Source organism: Micromonospora sp. NPDC048935 (assembly GCF_043197875.1).
Classification (GTDB): domain Bacteria; phylum Actinomycetota; class Actinomycetes; order Mycobacteriales; family Micromonosporaceae; genus Micromonospora.
On the sequence record NZ_JBICTZ010000005.1, the window covers coordinates 204,907 to 222,600 of the forward strand.

The window sequence follows — 17,694 nt, forward strand, 5'->3', positions numbered from 1 at the left end:
CCGCCACAGCGGGCACGATGGATGGCAACGGCACGACGGGTGACGGCGGCGCGATGGGTGACGGCGGCACGAGGTATGGCGGTGGCACCGCGGGCGCGGCGTACGGCGTCGACGGGCCGGAGGCGCTGAGTGGCGTCGGACGGTCGGGCTGGGCGCGCTGGACGGGCGCACCCGGGAGGCCGAGGCACACGCCGAGGGTGGCCGACCGGTCCGGCGGCCCAGGGATGGTCGGCACCAGCCCACGGGGCGGCAGTGACGCCTCCGACGTCGCGGTGACCGCCGAGGCGCCCCTCGCCGCGGATGCCGGGCGACGTCGGCCGGGCCGGCTGCGGGACGGTTGGCGTCGGCTACGCGCGGCATCCGGACGGGTGGCGGCGACAGGACCGGCGCGGGACGACAACGCGGCCGCCGACACGAGAGAGCACTCCCGATTCGGAGCGCCAGCCTCCCCAGACAACCTTCCCCACCGCACCCTCCCCATCGAGATCTTGGAAGATTTCGGCCCCTCCAGGGGCACTTTCCTTCCAAGGTCCACAACTGACGCCGCCGACGTCGGCGGGGCGAGGTCGGGCCGGGCGGCAGCTCGGGGCGGCCGCCCAGCCGGCGGTCCGGCGACGGCCAGCGGCGGGACAACGCCCAACAGCGGGACAACAGCAGACGGCAGGACAACAGCAGGCAGCGGGACAACGACCGGCGGCGGACTGTGGCCGGTGCTGCCGGACGAGCGGGCCTGGTCGGGGCAGCAGGTTGGCGAGGGGGTCGGACAGCACGGTCCGGCAGGGCGGGTCGCGGGTGTGTCCTGGCCCGGCTCGCCGGGGCACGATTCGGGCGGCCGCCGAGGACCGAACAGCACCGCTGGCGCGACGGCGTTCGATCCGTGGCCGGCGCCGCCCGACGACGCCGCACTGTGGTCGGTCGCCGGTGCGGCGTTGGACGCCGCCCAACTGAGCCGGCTGGATCGGGAACAGGCGGGCGACTGATGGAGCGTGTCGCCTTCCTCATCGACTCCTCCGGCGAGCGGGTCGACTGCCTGCTCAACCCGGAGACCGTGCAGGTGACCCGACTCGCGGGCGTACGTCATCGGGGTGTCGCCGGCGGGCAGCTCTCCGGGGCCGGGCTGGCCGACGATCCGCTGGTCTTCACCGGCGGCGGCAGGACCGAGCTGGTGCTCGACCTGCTCTTCGACGTCGACTTCGTCCAGACGCAGCTTCGTCCGGCGGACGTGCGGGTCCTCACCCGCCCGCTGTGGATGCTCGCGGAGAACTCGACAGCCGAGCACGGGTGGCTGCGACCGCCGCTGGTCCGGTTGGTGTGGGGGAAAACCTGGAACGTGCCAGGTGTGATCGTCGCGGTGGCGGAACGGTTCGACGCGTTCACCGGCACCGGCTCGCCCCGGCGTTCCTGGCTGCGGCTGAAGCTGGTCCGCGCCGCCGAGACCGCCGACCAGGCCGAGGCCGGCTTCGCCGAGGAGTTGGCCGCCGCGAACACCCCCACCGCCGCACCGGGCAGCGCGGTGATCGCGGCCGGTGACGGCGCGGCCGAGCCGGGTCGTTCCGGTGTGCGGTTCGACCTGCTGGCCAACGACGCGCTCGGTTCGCCGCTGCGCTGGCGTCTGCTGGCCGAACACAACCGGATCACCGACCCCCTCGCCGTGCCGGCCGGCACCATTCTCGCCGTGCCACCACCCGGTGCGCCGAGCGGCGGCGGAGCGGTGGTGGGCGCGGTGACCGGAGTCGCGCGGGCGCTGGCCGGCGGGGTGGGTGCCGGCGCGTCGTTCGTCGGAGCCCCGATCGCCACCGCGCCCGCCGCCTGGGGCCCGACCGGCCCCGGTCCCGCCCCCGGGGGTACGCCGTGACGAGCGTCGCGCCCCGGGCATTGGTCGTCCTGCTCGACGGCGTCGAGCTGACCGGCGCCGTTCGTCCGCGTGTCCGCTCGCTGCGGGTGGCGGCGCGGCTCGACCAGCCCACGCAGGCGGAGGTGGTGCTCGCCACCGCCGCCGGCGTCGGCGCGTTCGACCCGGCGGTGCGCCTCGGGACGACCCTCGACGTACGGCTGGCCGATCATGCCGACGCCCTGTTCGGCGGGGAGGTCACCGCCGTGGAGGTGGAGTACGCCGGCGACGGGGCGGCGGTGCTGCGGCTGCGGGCGTACGACCTGCTGCACCGGTTGCGTAAGCGGCAGGGGCTGCGGGTCTTCACCTCGGTGACCGCCGTGGAGCTGGCCCGGGAGCTGTGCGGTGCGGTGGGGCTGGAGGTGCGCGCGGAGGTCGACGGGCCACGGTTGGAGCGGCTGTCGCAGCACCGGCACAGCGATCTGGAGCTGCTGCGTGAGGTGGCCGGCCGGGCCGGGCTGCACCTGGCCGCCGACGGCGACGGGGTCCGGCTGGTCACCCTCGCGGGCTACGGGGAGCCGGTCGCGCTGACCCTCGGCGCGGGGGTGCACACCCTGCGCGTGTCCACGAACGCCGACCAGGCCAGCGGTGCCAGCGCGGCGTTGGGTTGGCACCCGCAGCGGGCCGAGGTGATCAGCCAGCAGGTCGACGAGGCGCGCTGTGGCCGGCCGGCGTTCGACCGACCGGACCCGGCCGACGTGGGCGCCGACGGGGTCCGCACCGTCGTGGACCAACCGGGTCGCAGTGACGACGAGTTGGCGGCGCTGGCCCAGGCGCGGCTGGACACCCGGGCCGCCACCCTGGTCACGGCCGAGGGGGTGGCCGAGGGTGATCCGGCACTGCGGCCGGGCCGCCGGATCGAACTGAACGGGGTGCCCGAGCCGGTCGCCGGGACGTACGTGCTGACCGAGGTGGTGCACACCGTCGACGGCGACGGGCACCTGACGCGGTTCTCGACGGTGCCGCCGCCCACCCCGGCGGCCCCGCCCGGCGCGGCGGTGGTCACCCTCGGCACCGTCACCGACGTCGCCGACCCGGACGGGTTGGGCCGGGTCCGGCTGACCCTGCCGGCGTACGGGGACCTGGACGCCGGGTGGCTCGCCGTGCTCTGCCCCGGTGCCGGGCGGGGCAAGGGGTTGGTGGCGTTGCCGGATCCGGACGACACCGTGCTGGTGGTGCTGCCCGGTGGCGAGCCGGCCTCGGGCATCGTGCTCGGTTCGCTGTTCGGCACCGTCGAGCCGTACGACACGGGTGTGGACGACGGAAAGGCCCGCCGCTGGACGATGCGCACCGCCGGCGGGCAGTCGATCGTCGTCGACGACGTGCGGCGCAGTCTGCGGCTGGCCACCGAGGGCGGCAGCTTCCTGGAACTGACCCCGGACCTGGCCACCCTGCACGCGGCGTCCGACCTGGTGCTCTCCGCACCCGGCCGGGCCATGGTGGTCCGCGCCCGCAGCGTGGACTTCCTGCGAGCCGAGTCGACCGAGGACCCGACGACCGCGGCGCGGCAGGCCCGAACGCTTGCCCGCGCCCACCACGAAGGAGGCGGCTGATGCGCTGGATCCACGGTGACTCGGTGATCACCTGCGATCACGACGGCCGGGTCGAGAACCGACCCTCGCAGCGGTGGGTGACCGTCACCGGTGTGCCCGTGCTCGTCGACGACGACCCGGAGGGACGCACGATTGTCGCCTGCCCGAACTACGGCCCGACCGTCAAGCCGTGCACGAAGAGTGAGAGCCTCCGCGTCGGTTACAGCGACTGGCTACGGGTCGACGGGCACCGGGTGGTGCTCGACAACCTGGAGGGGTTCACCAACGGCACCCCACCCAACGCGGTTCACCACACGGTGCGCGACCCCCGCCAACGTTTCCTGGGGGCGGACCGATGAGGGCCTTCCGGTTCGTCGGAGCCGGCTTCGACGCCGGCCGGGGCGGCGGTCTGGCGCTCACCGCGGCCGGCGGCCTGGCGATGACCGAGGGCGACGAGAGCGTACGGCAGGCGCTGTTCCTGCTCCTGTCGACGACGCCGGGCGAGCGGCTGATGCGACCCGGGTACGGCTCCCGGCTGCACCGGCTCGTCTTCGCGCCGAACGACGACACCACGGCCGGCCTGGCCATCCACTACGTCCGGCAGGCCATCGCCCGGTGGGAGCCGCGGGTCGAGGTGATCGACGTCGACGCCGGGCCGGACCCGGACGACGCGTGGCGACTGGTGATCCGGTTGGACTACCGGGTGCGGGCCAGCCTGACCCCCGGGCAACTGGTGTTCTCCGTGGACCTGCTCCCCGCCGACGAACCCGCGCAGGGAGGGCCCTCATGACGCTGCCCGTGCCGCATTTGGACGATCGCGGTTTCCTCGACCTCGTCACCGAGGCCCGGGAACGGATCCGGCAGTCCTGCCCGGCGTGGACCGACCTGTCGGCGCACGACCCCGGGATGGCGCTGGTGGAGGCGTTCGCGCACCTGACCGAGGTGATGATCTACCGGTTGAACCAGTTGCCGGACAAGGCGTACGTCTCGTTTCTGAACCTGCTCGGGGCCGCCCGGCACGCACCCACCGCGGCCTGGGCGGACGTCCGGTTCACCCGCGGCGGCACCGACCGCGCCGCGGTCCGGATCCCGGCCGGCCTGCGGGTCGCGGCGGCGCGCGGCGCGGACCCCCGGCCGGTGGTGTTCGTCACCACCGAGCCGACGCTGTTGCCCGCCGACGAGGCGTCGGTGACGGTACGGATGCACCACTGCGAACCTGTCGACGCGGAGCTGCTCGGCGTGGGCACCGGCCAACCCGGCCAGGTGCTGCGCGCCGCCCACGCCCCGCTGACGCACACCGCCGAGGCGCTGGACCTGCTCCTCGGGGTGGAGGTGCCGCCCGGGACTGTCGAGTTGGGCGCGGCCGCCCGCGAGCACGACGGCCGCACGTTCGAGATCTGGCGGCCGGTGGACAGCTTCGCCGGGCTCGGCCCGCAGGCCAAGGCGTACCTGGTGGACCGCTGTTCGGGGACCGTCACCTTCGCCCCGGCCCTGGACCTGCGACCGGCCGCCGCTCCCGGCGATCCCGCGCCACCCGTCCCGGTGACCGTGGCGGCGGTGCCGCCGGCCGGGCGGCAGGTCCGGCTCTGGTACCGCGCCGGCGGCGGGCCCACCGGCAACGTGGCGGCGGGCACGCTGACCAGCCTGCGCGACCCACTGCCCGGGGTACGCGTCGACAACCCCGCGCCGGCGGCCGGCGGCCGGGAGATGGAGGCGTTGGAGTCGGTGCTGCTGCGCGGCCCGTACGAGTTCTTCGCCCAGCAACGGGCGGTCACCGCCCGCGACTTCGAGGTCCTCGCCACCAGTTCCGGCGCGGTGGCGCGGGCCCGGGCGTTCACCCGCGCGGCGGTGTACAGCTTCGCCCGGCCGGGTGAGGTCGAGGTGGTGCTGGTGCCGTACGTGCCGTCGGAGGCCCGACCCGGTGGCCGGCTGCCGGTGGCGGTGCTGCGCGAGCACGAGGTGCCCGAGGCGCGCCGGCGGGTGGAGGCCGACCTGGAGGAACGCCGGATGGTCGGCATCCGGTCGCGGGCCACCTGGGCCCGGTTCAAGGCGGTGTCGGTGCGGGCCCGGGTGGTGGTCCGCCGGGAGGAGGACGTGGACGCGGTGCGCCGCCGGATCCACGACCGGCTGCACCAGACGCTGAGCCCGCTGCCGACCGCGCTGAACCCGACCGGGTGGCCGTTCGGGGAGCCACTGCGGGCGTCCAACGTGTACCGGCTGTTGGAGCAGGCCGAGCCGGGGGTGCGTTACGTCGAGTCGGTGCGGTTCGTGGTCGACGAGGCCCCCGACGCCGAGGTACGCGCGCTCGCCGTCGACCAGTACCAGCCGCGTACCTGGTACGCCGGGCGCGGCCCGGTGCTGTTCCGTTCCAGCAACGGCGGTGCGGGGTGGGAGCCGGCCGGCCGTTTCGACGACGAGACGGTGCTGCGGGTGGCGCCCGCGCCGGCGCCGGTGCGGCCGGGCATCGTCGCGCGCCCCGGGTCGGTGGCCGTGGTGACGCTGCGGTCCTCCGGCGGCTCCCGGGTGCACCTGAGCACCGACCTGGGCGAGACGTGGTCGCTGCTGACCGACCTGGATGCGCGGATCTCCGACGTGGCCTGGTTGGACCGGGACGGCGCGGGCGCGCTGTTGGTGGCCACCGACACCGGCCTGTACGAGGTGTCGCTGCTGCCCGGGGCGGTGCCGTTGCAGATCCTGGTCGACCCGTCCGACGCCGACCGGAGGTTCTACGCGGTGCGCGCGTTCGTCTCGGAGCGGGGCGCGCCGGGGGTGGCGGTGGCCGCGCAGGCCAGCTTCGGGGTGTACCTGTCGACCGCCGGTGGCCGTCCGGGCAGCTTCGTCCACGTCGGGCTGGCGAACGTGGACAACCGGGTGCTCGCGGTGCAGTACGACGGCCCGGCGACGCTGCTGTGGAGCGGTGCCGGCGAGCCGGACCCGAAGAAGCCCGGACAGGGGTGCCACCGCACCCGGCTGTTCGAGTCCGACGTGAAGTGGCAGCCGGTGCAGACCGGCTGGATCGGCGGCACCTGCCGCGACCTGGCGTTCGCCGGCCAGCTCGCGGTGGCGGCGACGCAGAGCGGCGGGGTGCTGCGGCTGGACACCCTGGGTGCGCAGCCGCAGTGGCAACCGGTGTCGGTCAACTGCGGGTTGCCGCTGCGGGACCGGACCCGGTTCGTGCCTGTCGACGCCGTCGCGGTGAGCGGCCCGACCGGCGGCGGCGCGGGTGGCACGGCCGGCGGCACCGGCACGGCGAGCACCGGCACGGCAGGCAGCACCGGCACGCCGGGCACGGCCGGCGGGGGCACGGCCGGCGGCTCCGACGCGGCGGAGCGGCTGATCCTGGCCGGCGGCGAACGCGGTGTGCACCGCAGCGCCACCGCCGTGGACTGGACGCCCAGCGCCAACCAGGCCACCGCCGACGTGGTGACCGTCCCGGACACCTGGCTGCTCTGCTCCGGCGAGCACGACATAGAGGTGGTGCGCCAGGATGCGACGTTCGGCGATTGAACGGCTGCTGCCCGCCGCCTACCAGCGGGCCTGCGTGCCCGGCAGCGTGCTCTGGGCACTGCTGGACGTGATGGAGGGGCTGCACGCCCCGGACGAGGCGATCCTCGCCGAGGTGGATGCCCTCTTCGACCCGTACCGGGCACCGGACGGGCTGGTCGTGCGGTTGACCCGCTGGGTGGCGATGGACCACGTGGTGGCCTCGCCCCGGCCGGACGCGCCCCTGCCGCTGCCGGTGGGCCGGCTGCGCGACCTGGTGGCCAACGCCGCGCTGTTGGCCCGGTGGCGCGGCACCCCGTACGGCATGCGGCGGGCCCTGGAGCTGGCCACCGGGGTGCCGGGCTTCGCGATCGACGAGCCGGCCGAGCGGCCCTTCCACGTCGTGGTGCGGGTCCCGGCTGCCGCCGTCGGCCAACTCGCCGTGATCACCCGCATCGTCGAGGCGGAGAAACCCGCCTCCACCACCGTCGAGATCGTCCCGGAAGAGGAGTCGTCATGACCACCGAATGGGCGGTCGTCGCCGCCGCCGAGCAGTTCACCCTCGACCCGCGCAACGCCGGCGAGCTGACCTTCACCGTCTCCAACCCGGGCACCGCGCCGGACACCGTGGTGTTCGACGTGGCGCCCGGTGACGGCTCCCAGCGGGCGTGGTTCACCGTCGCCGAGCCCCAGCGGGTGGTCCCCGGCCAGGGCTCGCTGTCGTTCCTGGTCACGCTCGCCGTCCCGGCGGGCACACCGCCGAGGCGCTACGACATGACCGGGTTCGCGTACTCGGCGAACACCGCTCCGGAGGAGAGCTCCCGGTCCAGCGGCCGGGTCACGTACGAGGTGCGGGCGGTCGCGCCGCCACGGCGTACCCCCTGGTTGTGGATCGCCGCCGCGGCGGCGTTGGTGCTGGTGGTGGTGGCCGTGGGGGTGGTGTTGCTGACCCGCGACGGCGAGCCGGCCCCCGGCGAGCCGCGGGAGGTCACCGTGGAGGCGGAGAGCCTGGTGGACGGCGCGGTCGTGGTCAGGTCGCCGCAGAACAGCACGGCGGCCGTGGGTGCGCAGCCCAACTGCTGCGGGGTGACCTGGTCCGGGGACAAGCAGCTCTTCTTCACGGGGCTGGCCATCGGCGACAGGGTGACGGTGACGGTGCAGATCCCGGCCGACGGCACCTGGCGGTTCGCCACGGCACGGACCACCGCCCCCGATTACGCCAACACCGTCTTCACCATTGACGGCAACCAGGTCGGCGGCACGTTCCTCGGCTTCACACCGAAGGTGCAGAAGACCGACTTCCTGGACGTCGGAACGATCCGGCTGGCCAAGGGGCCGCACCAGGTCACGCTGCTGGTGGTGGGCAAGACGCAGGGCACGAACTCCTACTTCGCCGGGGTGGACACGATCCGGTTCACCGAGGTCGTGACGTCGGCCGTGGCGCGATGAGCGGTCGGCAGAAGACGCTGCTGGGGCTGCTCGCCGTCCTGCTGGTGGTGCTGTTCGTGGTCGCGGTCGGCGCGGGTCGCGACGACCGGGGTGATCCGGGCGCCCGACACGGGTTGGTCGACCGGTTGGGTGCGCTGGCCGGCGAGCGTGCGGCGGTGGACCCGGCCGGCGTCGACGCCGACTGCGCCGACGGGAACGGCCGGTTGACGTTCTCCGGCAGTTGCGTGCTGCGGGTCGCCGACCCGGGAGGGCTGCGCACCCTGGTGCTACGCAGCGCGGCACGGTTCACGGTCGTCGCGCCGGCGCCCGGCGACGCCGAGGTCACCATCCGCGACGAGGTCGAGCCGGCGTCCGACGGCACCGGGGCGGTGGCGAAGGTCGCCGTCGACCAGGCCACCGAGGTGGGCCTGACCTGCCCCGGCCTCGGTGGCTGCACGGTCGTCGTGGCCACGTCCTGACCGGAGGGAAGGTGCCGACATGGGTGACCTGCGTAAGCCGTTTCTGTTGCTGGCGATGCTCGCCATCGTCCTGGCGATCGGCGTGGAAATGGGTGCCGGGTTGTTGCTGGGCGGTGCCGACGCCGGCGCGGCCCTCGCGGACAGCGCCGGATCGCTGGACGTGGACCTCGACGACGTGTCCGGGGTCAGCGAACCGTCCGGCCGGGGCACCGGCTACCTGGCGTTGATCGACGCGGTGGCGGTCTGGAGCACCGGGCTGTTCTGCCTGGGCATGCTGCTGCCCGAGCGGGTCCAGGGCCGGGTGCAGGGCGTCGCCAGCCTGATCTTCTCGATCATCCTGATCATCGTCGGGCTGGTCGCGCTTGTTATCGCGTTCGTGGAGCTGATGATCATGGTGTCGCTGTTCCTGGCCGTCCCGTTCGGCACGCTCGCGTACCTGGCGCTGTGGGGGTTCTTCCCGGTCGGCGACGCGGCGCTGCTGCTCGGGCTGGTGCTGCTGCTCAAGCTGGTGTGGGCCGGGCTGCTGGTGCTGGCCCAGCCGCGCTTCCTACAGAACAAGGGCCTCGTCCTGCTGATCCTCACCACCCTGCTGTGCACCGTCGTCCTGGAGTTCCTGCACCACCTGGTGCCGGTGATCCTGGTCAGCATCGTCGACGACGTGGCGGCACTGGTCTTCGCGGTGATCGCGATCGTCTGGGGGCTGGTGCTGCTGATCGGGTCGATCCCGGCGATCGTGAAGGCCGTCCGGGTAACGGCCGCCTTGCCAACCACCCACCCACGCCGTTGATCATGAAGGCGTCGTCGTCCGGTGCCCCCGGTGATCATGAGGTTATTGCCCTCCCGAGCGGCGTGTCGTGGCAATAACCTCATGATCGACGCACGCGGGGGTGGGGTGGGGTGGGGTGGGGGTTAGTCCACCTTGGTTAGGAGGGGTTTGCCTTTTTCTACTACGTAGGTGGCCAGCTCTACCGCTATGCCGTCGCCTACGTTGCGGGCCTGGTGGTGGACGCCGTAGGGGACGGTCAGCGCGTCGCCGACATTGCACACGATCGGTGGCTGTCCCTCGAGGGTGTACTCCAGGGTGCCCTGCAGAACGCAGATGATCTCTTCGCCGGGGTGGAAGTGCTTGAACGGCGGCGAGTCGGGGGTGAACTCCACCCGACTCTGGATGACCTCCCGCCCGGGGATGCTGAGATCGTGTTTCTGGAGATCGACGCGCCACAGTCCCGGTGCCCCCTGCACCGCTGTCGGGCTGATGCCCTCGGGTCGATCCGTCCCACTCATCTCGGCCTCCTGCACACCGTCGTGCGGACGGCACCCGCCCACGGTTGGCGATCCCCCGAGGATAGATGGCCACGGACCCGCCGGGGCACGGATGCCGAGAAAGCGAGCCCCGCGCCCCTGGTCAGGTCACCGGACGCCCGCGCGGCGGTGCCGGCCCCGATCTCACGGCCAGGGCGGCGGCGGTGGCGCGGTCCAGGGTGCCGTCGGCGACGACCACCGCGTGCCGGCCCCGCCGCGCCGTGCCGGCCGCGATGGTCACCGGCCGCTCGAACGCGAACGCCACCCCGACGCCCGGATACATCGCGGTCCGCGTGAACCACCGGTCGCCGTCGCCGAGACCACTGAAGACCAGGGTGTACGCGCTCCCGTCCGGCCCGGTGCCGGCAAGGGCGACCCACGGCTCGGCGGAACCGTTCACCGCCTCCTCCCCCGTCGCCGAGGCGCTGAACACCGACGCGGGCCCGGCCGAGACCGCCCGCCAGAAGAACCCGCCGTAGCCGGCGCCGCCGGGGCGGCCGTTGGTGGCCGGGCTGCCCAGCCGCACGTCCCGCCCGTCCGGGGCGCGCAGTGTGTAGTCCACGTCCAGTCGCCAGGCCGACACGTTTCCGCCCGCCGGGGCGGCGCTGAGCCGACGCTCCTCGGTGAGCAGCACCGCCGAATGCGGGTCGCGCCACTCCAGTCGGTGCGCCAGCCGGTCGGCGGACCGCTGCGACCAGCCGGTGTGCGCGATCCGCCCGTGGTCGTCGCGCCACGTGTAGCCGACGTCGCGGACGTAGGTGCGCCCGCCCCAGAGGTTGCTGCCATTGACGTCCTGCACCGCGAGGGAGGCGCCGAGGTGCCACACGTGGTCGGCGGGCAACGCGTCGGTGACCACAGTTCCGCCCAGGGTGCGGACCGGATGCAGGTACGGTCGCGGCCCGTGCCGCGCGTCCAGCGCCGGATCGACCACGTACCGGGCCACCTCCGTGCCCGCGACCAACAGCCGCGCCGGCTGCTCGCCGCCGTCGCCCGCCGGGAGCCGGGACCCGGCCTCGGTGCTCACTGTGACTCCCGGTCGACGGTGACCGGTTGCCGACCGGCGACGGCGTGCAGGGCGGCCACGGTGTAGCCGGCGAGGATCGGCACCGCGACCGGGGTGACCAGCACGGCGAGCAGCCCGGCCAGCGCGGTCACCCCGGCGAACGCGGCCCAGCGGGTGGGCGCGTCGAGGCAGGCACGTGCGGCGGACCGGGCCGCCGCCCGCCACCGCCCACCCCCGTTGCGGCCCGCCTCGACGACGACCAGCCCGGCGTACCCGGTCAGACCGGCCGTGACCAGCGCGGTCACCACCAGCGCCGGCGGGCCGCCCGGCACCCGGCCGGTGGCCAACGCCGCCAGGTCGGCGGCGAGCAGCCCGGCCACGGCGAGCGCCAGCAGGCTCACCGGCACGCCGGGCAGCGCCGCGCGGCCGAACCGGCGCAGGGTGACACGTGCCGACGGCCAGCCTCCGGTACGGGTCCAGTCGTGCACCGCCGCGCTCGCCGTGCCGGCCGCCGCCGCGGCGGTGAGCAGCGGTGCCGCGACGAGGGTCAGCAGGATGCCGAGCAACGCCAGGTCGGCGGCGTCGCGCAGGACGTCACGCCAGTCCCGCCGGCCGCCGGTGTCCGCCGGTTCAGCCCTTGATGCCACCGGTGTTGATCCCCTCGACGAGCATCCGTTGGAAGGCGACGAAGAACAGGAAGACCGGCAGCAGCGACAGCACCGACATGGCGAACATCGGCCCGACCGCACTCTGGCTTGTCGAGTCGATGAACAGGGTCAACGCGACAGGCACGGTGTAGTCCCCCAGTTCGGACAGGAAGACCAGTTGGCGGAAGAAGTCGTTCCACGTCCAGATGAACGAGAAGATCGCGGTGGTCACCAACGCCGGGCGGCTCAGCGGCAGGATGATGTGCCGGAAGATGCCGTACGGGCCGGCGCCGTCGATCCGGGCCGCCTCGTCCAGCTCGCGGGGAATGCCGCGCATGAACTGCACCATCAGGAAGACGAAGAACGCCTCGGTGGCCAGGAACTGCGGGATGAGCAGCGGCAGGTACGGCCATTCGCCGCCGACCAGCCCGAGCGTCCGGAACAGGATGTACTGCGGCACGATCAGCACGTGCTGGGGCAGCAGCAGCGTGCCGATCATGACGGCGAACCACACCCCGCGCAGCCGGAACCGCAGCCGGGCGAAGGCGTACGCGGCCAGCAGGCAGGAGAGCCCGTTGCCGACGACGGTGAGCAGGCTGACCATCGCACTGTTGAGGAAGAACCGGCCGAAGCTCACGTCGAAGTTGGACCACCCGGCGGTGTAGTTGCCCGGGGAGAAGCGCTCCGGCAGCAGGCCGACGTTGTTGACGATCTCCTCCTGGGATTTCACCGAGGTGCCCACCATCCAGATCAGCGGGTAGAGCACCACGGCGAGGATCGCCACCAGGATCAGCAGTCGCAGCACCGGCCGACCGGCCGGGCGTCGCGGGGCGATCGGCGTCTGGGTCACCGTCACCGGTCCTCCCCGTCGGAGTAGTGCACCCAGAACCGTCCGGTGCTGAAGAAGATCGCGGTGATGAGCGCGATGGCGAGCAGGAACACCCAGGCCATCGCCGAGGCGTAACCCATCTCGAGGTCGGTGAAGCCGGTGATGTAGAGGTTCAGCGTGTACATCAGCGTGGAGTCGACCGGGCCGCCGGTGCCGTTGCTGAGCACGAACGCCGCGGTGAAGCCCTGGAACCCGTTGATCGTCTCCAGCACCAGGTTGAAGAAGATGACCGGGGACAGCATCGGCAGGGTGACGTTGCGAAACTGGCGGAACCGGCCGGCGCCGTCGACCGACGCCGCCTCGTACAGCTCGGCGGGCACCTGCTTCAGCCCGGCCAGGAAGATCACCATCGGTGCGCCGAACTGCCAGATGGCCAGCACCATGAGCGTCTCCAGAGCCCAGTCCGGGTCGTTGACCCACGGTTTGCCCTCGATGCCGACGAGGCTCAGCAGCGAGTTGAACGCACCGTCGCGGTTGAACATGCTGACCCAGACGATGGCCAGCGCGACGCTGCCGCCGAGTAGCGACGGCAGATAGAACAGCCCACGAAACAGCCCGACGCCGCGCCAGGCACGGTTGAGCAGCAGCGCCACGCCGAGCGCCGCGGCCAGCTTCAGCGGTACGGCGATCAGCGCGAAGGTCACTGTCACCCGCACCGCGTGCCAGTACGACGGGTCGGCGGTGAACATCCGTTCGTAGTTGGCCAGCCCCACCCACTCCACCTCGGACAACGGGGTGAGGATGTCGTAGTTGGTGAAGCTCAGGTAGAGCGACAGCAGCATGGGGACCGCCGTGACACCCAGCAGGCCGATGAGCCACGGGGACAGGAAGGCGTACCCCGCCCGGCCCTCGCCGTGCCGGACGCGTCCGGGCCCCTGGGCGCGGGCTCGGGCGGATCCGGGGCCGCGTCGGGTCGGGTCGGGCGCCGTGGTCAACGCCACGAACGGCTCCTCTCCTCGGCTGGTGGGCGCTCAGGCGATGGCGGACGTGCACGCCGCGAGGAACTGGGCGGCGGCCTCGGCGGTGCTCACCCGGCCGTACTGCGCGTTCTCGGCGGCCTTGATCAGCTCGGACTTGACCTTGCTGTGCCCCTTGATCGGCACCTGCGGCGACTTGCCGAACTTCTGGGTCAGCTCCGCCTCGACGGCGATCGACTGTTTCATGGCCGGGTCGCTGGTGCCCTCGCTGACCACCCGGCGCAGGTCCAGGTTGGACGGCAGGCCCCGGTCGGTGCCGAGCAGCGTGACCGCCTCCTGGTCGTTGTTCAAAAAGTTGATCACGTCGACGGCGACGTCCCTGTTCTTGCTGCCCTTGAACACCGACCAGTACATCGAGGCCCGGGCCCACTGCGCGCTCGGATCACCGGGGTACGCGATCACGCCCAGCTCGTCCTTGGTGTTCTTCTTCAGGTCCGGCATCTGGTTGGCCCACACCCAGGAGGTCCCGGCCTTGCCGGTGACCACCAGTTGCTTGGTGACGTCGCTGGAGTTGCCCTCGTGGATGACGTCGGCGGTCGGCGTGGCCCGACGGTCCCGGGCGCCCTTCCACAGGTCGAACCACGTGGTCACGTCCGCGGCGGTGAAACCCAGCTCCTTACCCTTGTAGAGGTCCTTGCCCTGCTGGCGCAGCCACACCCAGAACGCCTTGTAGTCGGCGCTCGGGTCCTGGGTGCCGGGCACCTTCGTCGTGGCGGTGACCTGCTCGGCCCAGGCGATGTGCTGCTCCCAGGTCATCCCGGTGGTCGGCTCGGGCAGGTTGTGCGTCTTCAGCAGCGTCTTGTTGTAGACCAGGCCCTGGGTGTTCTCCCCGGCGGCCAGCCCGGCGAGCTTGCCGTCGACCACGCCGTACTGCCAGAGGCTCTCCGGGAATTTGGAGGTGTCCAGTTTCCCCGACTTCTGGTAGGAGGTCAGGTCGAGCGTGGTGTTGCGGGCCGCGTACTCGGCCAGGTAGTTGTCGTCGATCTGGAACAGGTCCGGTGGGTTGCCGCCCGCCGTGAGGGTGGCCAGCTTGTCGAAGTAGCCCTGGTTGGCCTGCCAGGTCGTCTCGAAGGTCACGTTCGGATGCTTCTTGGTGTAGAGCGCGAGGGCGTCCTCGGTCAGCTTGGCCCGGGCGTCGCCGCCCCACCAGAAGACGGAGAGCTTGACCGGGGCGTTCGGGTCGGCGGCACCGCCGTCGTCGTCGCCGCACGCGGCGGCCCCGGCCAGCAGCGGCGCGGCGACCGTCATGGCGAGCAGGCCGCGCAGCAGACGCCGCCGAGACAGCGGGATACGGTCGATGCGCCCGACGGGCACGTCAGAGGTGGGGTGCATGTGCGCTCACTCCTCGGCGGTGGGAGGCGACGGCGTCACCGGTGGCCACGCTCGGGATTGTTCGGGCCCGCGGGGCGATGCGGGGTCCGGGCCGAGCGGTGCGGCCGGGGGACGTGCCGGTCGGGCGTGCGGGCCCGGGCCGGTCGAGTCGCGGATGACCAGGTCGGTCTGGAGCATTACCTGTGCGGTGGTACGACGGACGCCGAGCGCCGTGCCGGCACCGGGCCCCCGCGGGCCGCGCGGTGACTCGATGTCCTGTTGCAACAGCATGTCGACGGCCGTCCGGCCAGCGGTCGCGGTGGGGGTGGCCACCGTTGTCAGTTTGGGGCGGGTGAGCCGGCTCAGGGTGATGTCGTCGACCCCGACGACGCTCACCTCCCGCGGCACCCGGATCCCGAGCGCGTCCAGCCCTTCGATGAGGCCGATCGCCATCAGGTCGTTGTAGGCGAGCACGGCCGACACACCACTGCGTCGCACCTGCTCGGCGACCGCGGAACCGCCGGTCACGGTGGGCGCGTTCGGGCCGAGCACGGTCAGCTCCGCGCCACCGGCCCGGGCGGCGGTGCCGGCGGCCCGGCGCATCTCCCGGTTGGTCCACGAGCTACGCGGGCCCCCGAGCAGCGCGAGGTGGCGATGGCCCAGGCCGACCAGGTGCTCGACCGCGGCGCGGGCGCCCTGCCCGACGTCCATCAGCACGCAGGGCAGGCCGGTCACCTGGCGGTTCACCACCACCAGTGGCACCTCACGGCTGAGCTGCTCGATCAGGCTGTTGCTCATCCGCGGGCTGCACAGCAGCACACCGTCCACCTGCTTGGCCAACGCGTGGACCAACTCCTCCTCGGTGGCCGGGTCCTCGTTGGTGTCGGCCACGAAGACGTGGTAGTCGCGCTGACGGGCCTGACTCTCCGCCGCCTTGATCAGCGGTGGGAAGAACGGGTTCGCGATGTCGGCGATGATCAGCCCGATGTTGTGCGTACGCCCGGTGATCAGTGCGCGGGCGGCCCGGTTCGGCCGATAGCCCAGATCCTCCGCGCACGCCAACACCCGGATCCGGGTGTCCGGGTTGACCAGGTGCGGAGCGGAGAAGGTGCGGGACACGGTGGAGATGTGCACGCCGGACGCCCGGGCGACGTCCCGGATGGTGACTGGCACGGCGGGCCCTTCGTCCGATGTGGTGGCGGTCACGCGGGTGTGGCCCATTAATGCAAACGGTTGCGCCAGTGTCAACGGTCAATGTCTGCGGATGTGCTACGTCCACGTTTCGCACCGTGACGTTCCGCCCCACAAACGCGGATATTTACCACCGATCGCAGCATCGTCGTTGACGCGATCATATTGATCGTGATTACTTCACTGCAAACCTTTGCAGAGTCACCGGGAAGGCGAGCGCATGTCACCGAGAGCCGACGGGCGGGTCCGGTACGCCATCGTGGGCACCGGCGCGCGGGCGGAGATGTTCGTGCGGGCGTTGGTGCTCGACCACGCCGACACCACCGAGCTGGTCGCCTTCGCCGACGTCAACCAGGCCCGGATGGACGCGCACAACCGCTGGCTCGCCGAGCTGGGCCACCGCCCGGTGCCGACCTACCCGGCCGGTGACTTCGCGGCCATGCTGGACTCCGAGCGTGTCGACGTCGTCCTGGTCACCAGCGTGGACGTCACCCACGACGAGTACGTGGTGGCCGCGCTGCGCGCCGGCCGGGAGGTGATCACCGAGAAGCCGATGACCGTGGACGTGCCGCGCTGCCGGCGCATCCTCGACGCCGTCACCGAGACCGGCGGTCGGGTGACAGTGGCGTTCAACTACCGCTACAACCCGCTGCACGAGCAGGTCCGCCGGCTGCTCGCCGAGGGCGCCGTCGGCGAGATCGGCTCGGTGCACTTCGAGTGGCTGCTCGACGTGCGCCACGGTGCGGACTACTTCCGCCGCTGGCACCGCGACAAGGCCACCTCCGGCGGGCTGATGGTGCACAAGGCCAGTCACCACTTCGACCTGGTCAACTGGTGGCTGGCGGCCACCCCCGTGCAGGTGTACGCGGCCGGTCGGCTCTTCTTCTACGGCGACGGTGGCCGCCGGCACGGCTACGCCCGCGACTACGACCGGGCACACGGCTCCCCGGACGCGGCCGACGACCCGTTCGCGCTGCGGTTGGACGCCCATCCCCGGCTGCGCGAGCTGTACCTCGATGCCGAGGCGGAGGATGGCTACCAACGCGACCGCAACGTGTTCGCCCCCGGAGTCACCATCGAGGACGACATGGCGGTGCTCGCCCGCTACTCCACCGGTGCCACGATGACCTACCACCTCACCGCCTACGCTCCCTGGGAGGGCTACCGGGTGATGATCAACGGCAGTCGCGGCCGGCTGGAGCTGGAGGTGACCGAGAACGACTTCGTCGACCGGGGCACCGCCGGCGCGGTCAAGGGTGCCGCCCTGCACGGCACCGAGGCGCCGGCCGAGGGCGGCGGTGCGACACTCACCCTGCGCCCGTTCTGGGCACCGCCCCGGCGGATCCCCGTCGAGGGCCGCACCCGGCAGGGCCACGGTGGCGCGGACGCCCGGATGACCGGGGTGCTCCTCGGGGGTCGACCCGACCCGTTGGACCGCGCCGCGACCGCCGACGACGGCGCTCTGGCCCTGCTCACCGGCCTGGCGGCCAACCGGTCCTTCGAGACCGGTCAACCGGTCCGGGTCGCCGACCTGCTCACCCCCCGCTGACCAGGAGACGAG

18 protein-coding genes are annotated in these 17,694 nt (G+C 72.6%); 11 read left to right on the plus strand and 7 right to left on the minus strand.

The genetic code is table 11. The features are described from left to right. Positions 1–710 precede the first annotated feature (710 nt). Genes ACGFIW_RS16605 through ACGFIW_RS16650 form a run of 10 tightly spaced genes read left to right on the plus strand, consistent with a single transcriptional unit; the run spans position 711 to position 9,600 of the window. Entirely contained in the window at positions 711–980 is a 270-nt protein-coding gene (locus ACGFIW_RS16605) for a hypothetical protein (protein ID WP_393315791.1), read from the plus strand. Continuing rightward, entirely contained in the window at positions 980–1,855 is an 876-nt protein-coding gene (locus ACGFIW_RS16610; protein ID WP_393315794.1) for a hypothetical protein, read from the plus strand. Before ACGFIW_RS16605 ends, ACGFIW_RS16610 begins: the two co-directional genes overlap by 1 nt. Beyond that, positions 1,852–3,444, plus strand: a complete 1,593-nt coding sequence (locus ACGFIW_RS16615) for a phage baseplate assembly protein V (RefSeq protein WP_393315796.1) — start codon at positions 1,852–1,854, stop codon at positions 3,442–3,444. The genes ACGFIW_RS16610 and ACGFIW_RS16615 overlap by 4 nt, the downstream gene beginning before the upstream one ends. Then, entirely contained in the window at positions 3,444–3,782 is a 339-nt protein-coding gene (locus tag ACGFIW_RS16620; RefSeq protein WP_393315799.1) for a hypothetical protein, read from the plus strand. The genes ACGFIW_RS16615 and ACGFIW_RS16620 overlap by 1 nt, the downstream gene beginning before the upstream one ends. After that, entirely contained in the window at positions 3,779–4,213 is a 435-nt protein-coding gene (locus tag ACGFIW_RS16625; protein WP_355028744.1) for a GPW/gp25 family protein, read from the plus strand. The genes ACGFIW_RS16620 and ACGFIW_RS16625 overlap by 4 nt, the downstream gene beginning before the upstream one ends. Beyond that, the gene (locus ACGFIW_RS16630; RefSeq protein WP_393315802.1) at positions 4,210–6,930 is read left to right on the plus strand and encodes a putative baseplate assembly protein; all 2,721 of its coding nucleotides are present in this window, start codon (positions 4,210–4,212) and stop codon (positions 6,928–6,930) included. Before ACGFIW_RS16625 ends, ACGFIW_RS16630 begins: the two co-directional genes overlap by 4 nt. After that, on the plus strand, positions 6,911–7,426 hold the full coding sequence (locus ACGFIW_RS16635; protein WP_393315805.1) for a phage tail protein: 516 nt from the start codon (positions 6,911–6,913) through the stop codon (positions 7,424–7,426). Before ACGFIW_RS16630 ends, ACGFIW_RS16635 begins: the two co-directional genes overlap by 20 nt. Next, a complete protein-coding gene (locus ACGFIW_RS16640; protein ID WP_393315807.1) occupies positions 7,423–8,355 on the plus strand; it encodes a hypothetical protein in 933 nt (310 codons plus the stop codon). The genes ACGFIW_RS16635 and ACGFIW_RS16640 overlap by 4 nt, the downstream gene beginning before the upstream one ends. Then, positions 8,352–8,813, plus strand: coding sequence for a hypothetical protein (locus ACGFIW_RS16645; protein WP_393315809.1), 462 nt, complete (start codon positions 8,352–8,354; stop codon positions 8,811–8,813). Before ACGFIW_RS16640 ends, ACGFIW_RS16645 begins: the two co-directional genes overlap by 4 nt. Positions 8,814–8,832: 19 nt before the next feature. Then, positions 8,833–9,600 (plus strand): hypothetical protein, encoded by a 768-nt coding sequence (locus ACGFIW_RS16650; protein WP_393315812.1) that lies wholly within the window; start codon positions 8,833–8,835, stop codon positions 9,598–9,600. A 122-nt stretch (positions 9,601–9,722) separates the two neighbouring features. Here the strand turns inward: ACGFIW_RS16650 and ACGFIW_RS16655 are convergent, their stop codons facing one another. The 7 genes from ACGFIW_RS16655 to ACGFIW_RS16685 form a co-directional block, all read right to left on the minus strand. Continuing rightward, the gene (locus tag ACGFIW_RS16655) at positions 9,723–10,097 is read right to left on the minus strand and encodes a cupin domain-containing protein (protein WP_357063231.1); all 375 of its coding nucleotides are present in this window, start codon (positions 10,095–10,097) and stop codon (positions 9,723–9,725) included. A 121-nt stretch (positions 10,098–10,218) separates the two neighbouring features. Continuing rightward, positions 10,219–11,139, minus strand: a complete 921-nt coding sequence (locus tag ACGFIW_RS16660; RefSeq protein ID WP_393315815.1) for a PmoA family protein — start codon at positions 11,137–11,139, stop codon at positions 10,219–10,221. Next, the gene (locus tag ACGFIW_RS16665) at positions 11,136–11,765 is read right to left on the minus strand and encodes a hypothetical protein (RefSeq protein WP_393315818.1); all 630 of its coding nucleotides are present in this window, start codon (positions 11,763–11,765) and stop codon (positions 11,136–11,138) included. The genes ACGFIW_RS16660 and ACGFIW_RS16665 overlap by 4 nt, the downstream gene beginning before the upstream one ends. Further along, on the minus strand, positions 11,749–12,615 hold the full coding sequence (locus tag ACGFIW_RS16670) for a carbohydrate ABC transporter permease (protein WP_393316468.1): 867 nt from the start codon (positions 12,613–12,615) through the stop codon (positions 11,749–11,751). The genes ACGFIW_RS16665 and ACGFIW_RS16670 overlap by 17 nt, the downstream gene beginning before the upstream one ends. A 2-nt stretch (positions 12,616–12,617) precedes the next feature. Beyond that, positions 12,618–13,595: a carbohydrate ABC transporter permease gene (locus tag ACGFIW_RS16675; protein WP_393315821.1), complete on the minus strand. Its 978-nt coding sequence runs from the start codon at positions 13,593–13,595 to the stop codon at positions 12,618–12,620. A 30-nt stretch (positions 13,596–13,625) separates the two neighbouring features. Then, on the minus strand, positions 13,626–14,963 hold the full coding sequence (locus ACGFIW_RS16680; protein WP_393315824.1) for an ABC transporter substrate-binding protein: 1,338 nt from the start codon (positions 14,961–14,963) through the stop codon (positions 13,626–13,628). Between the two features lie 6 nt (positions 14,964–14,969). Continuing rightward, positions 14,970–16,115: a LacI family DNA-binding transcriptional regulator gene (locus ACGFIW_RS16685; protein ID WP_393315827.1), complete on the minus strand. Its 1,146-nt coding sequence runs from the start codon at positions 16,113–16,115 to the stop codon at positions 14,970–14,972. 238 nt (positions 16,116–16,353) lie between these two features. On the opposite strand from ACGFIW_RS16685, the gene ACGFIW_RS16690 reads away from it, so the two are divergent. After that, positions 16,354–17,682 carry a Gfo/Idh/MocA family protein gene (locus tag ACGFIW_RS16690; RefSeq protein WP_393315830.1) on the plus strand — a complete coding sequence of 443 codons (1,329 nt, stop codon included), beginning with the start codon at positions 16,354–16,356 and terminating at the stop codon, positions 17,680–17,682. The last annotated feature ends 12 nt before the right edge of the window (positions 17,683–17,694 follow it).

Excerpts from the sequence above, each read along its gene's own strand:
- ACGFIW_RS16610 (WP_393315794.1), top strand. The coding sequence starts at position 980 with ATGGAGCGTGTCGCCTTCCTCATCGACTCCTCCGGCGAGCGGGTCGAC.
- ACGFIW_RS16620 (WP_393315799.1), top strand. The coding sequence starts at position 3,444 with ATGCGCTGGATCCACGGTGACTCGGTGATCACCTGCGATCACGACGGC.
- ACGFIW_RS16625 (WP_355028744.1), top strand. The coding sequence starts at position 3,779 with ATGAGGGCCTTCCGGTTCGTCGGAGCCGGCTTCGACGCCGGCCGGGGC.
- ACGFIW_RS16630 (WP_393315802.1), top strand. The coding sequence starts at position 4,210 with ATGACGCTGCCCGTGCCGCATTTGGACGATCGCGGTTTCCTCGACCTC.
- ACGFIW_RS16635 (WP_393315805.1), top strand. The coding sequence starts at position 6,911 with ATGCGACGTTCGGCGATTGAACGGCTGCTGCCCGCCGCCTACCAGCGG.
- ACGFIW_RS16640 (WP_393315807.1), top strand. The coding sequence starts at position 7,423 with ATGACCACCGAATGGGCGGTCGTCGCCGCCGCCGAGCAGTTCACCCTC.
- ACGFIW_RS16645 (WP_393315809.1), top strand. The coding sequence starts at position 8,352 with ATGAGCGGTCGGCAGAAGACGCTGCTGGGGCTGCTCGCCGTCCTGCTG.
- ACGFIW_RS16650 (WP_393315812.1), top strand. The coding sequence starts at position 8,833 with ATGGGTGACCTGCGTAAGCCGTTTCTGTTGCTGGCGATGCTCGCCATC.
- ACGFIW_RS16655 (WP_357063231.1), bottom strand. The coding sequence starts at position 10,097 with ATGAGTGGGACGGATCGACCCGAGGGCATCAGCCCGACAGCGGTGCAG.
- ACGFIW_RS16680 (WP_393315824.1), bottom strand. The coding sequence starts at position 14,963 with ATGCACCCCACCTCTGACGTGCCCGTCGGGCGCATCGACCGTATCCCG.
- ACGFIW_RS16690 (WP_393315830.1), top strand. The coding sequence starts at position 16,354 with ATGTCACCGAGAGCCGACGGGCGGGTCCGGTACGCCATCGTGGGCACC.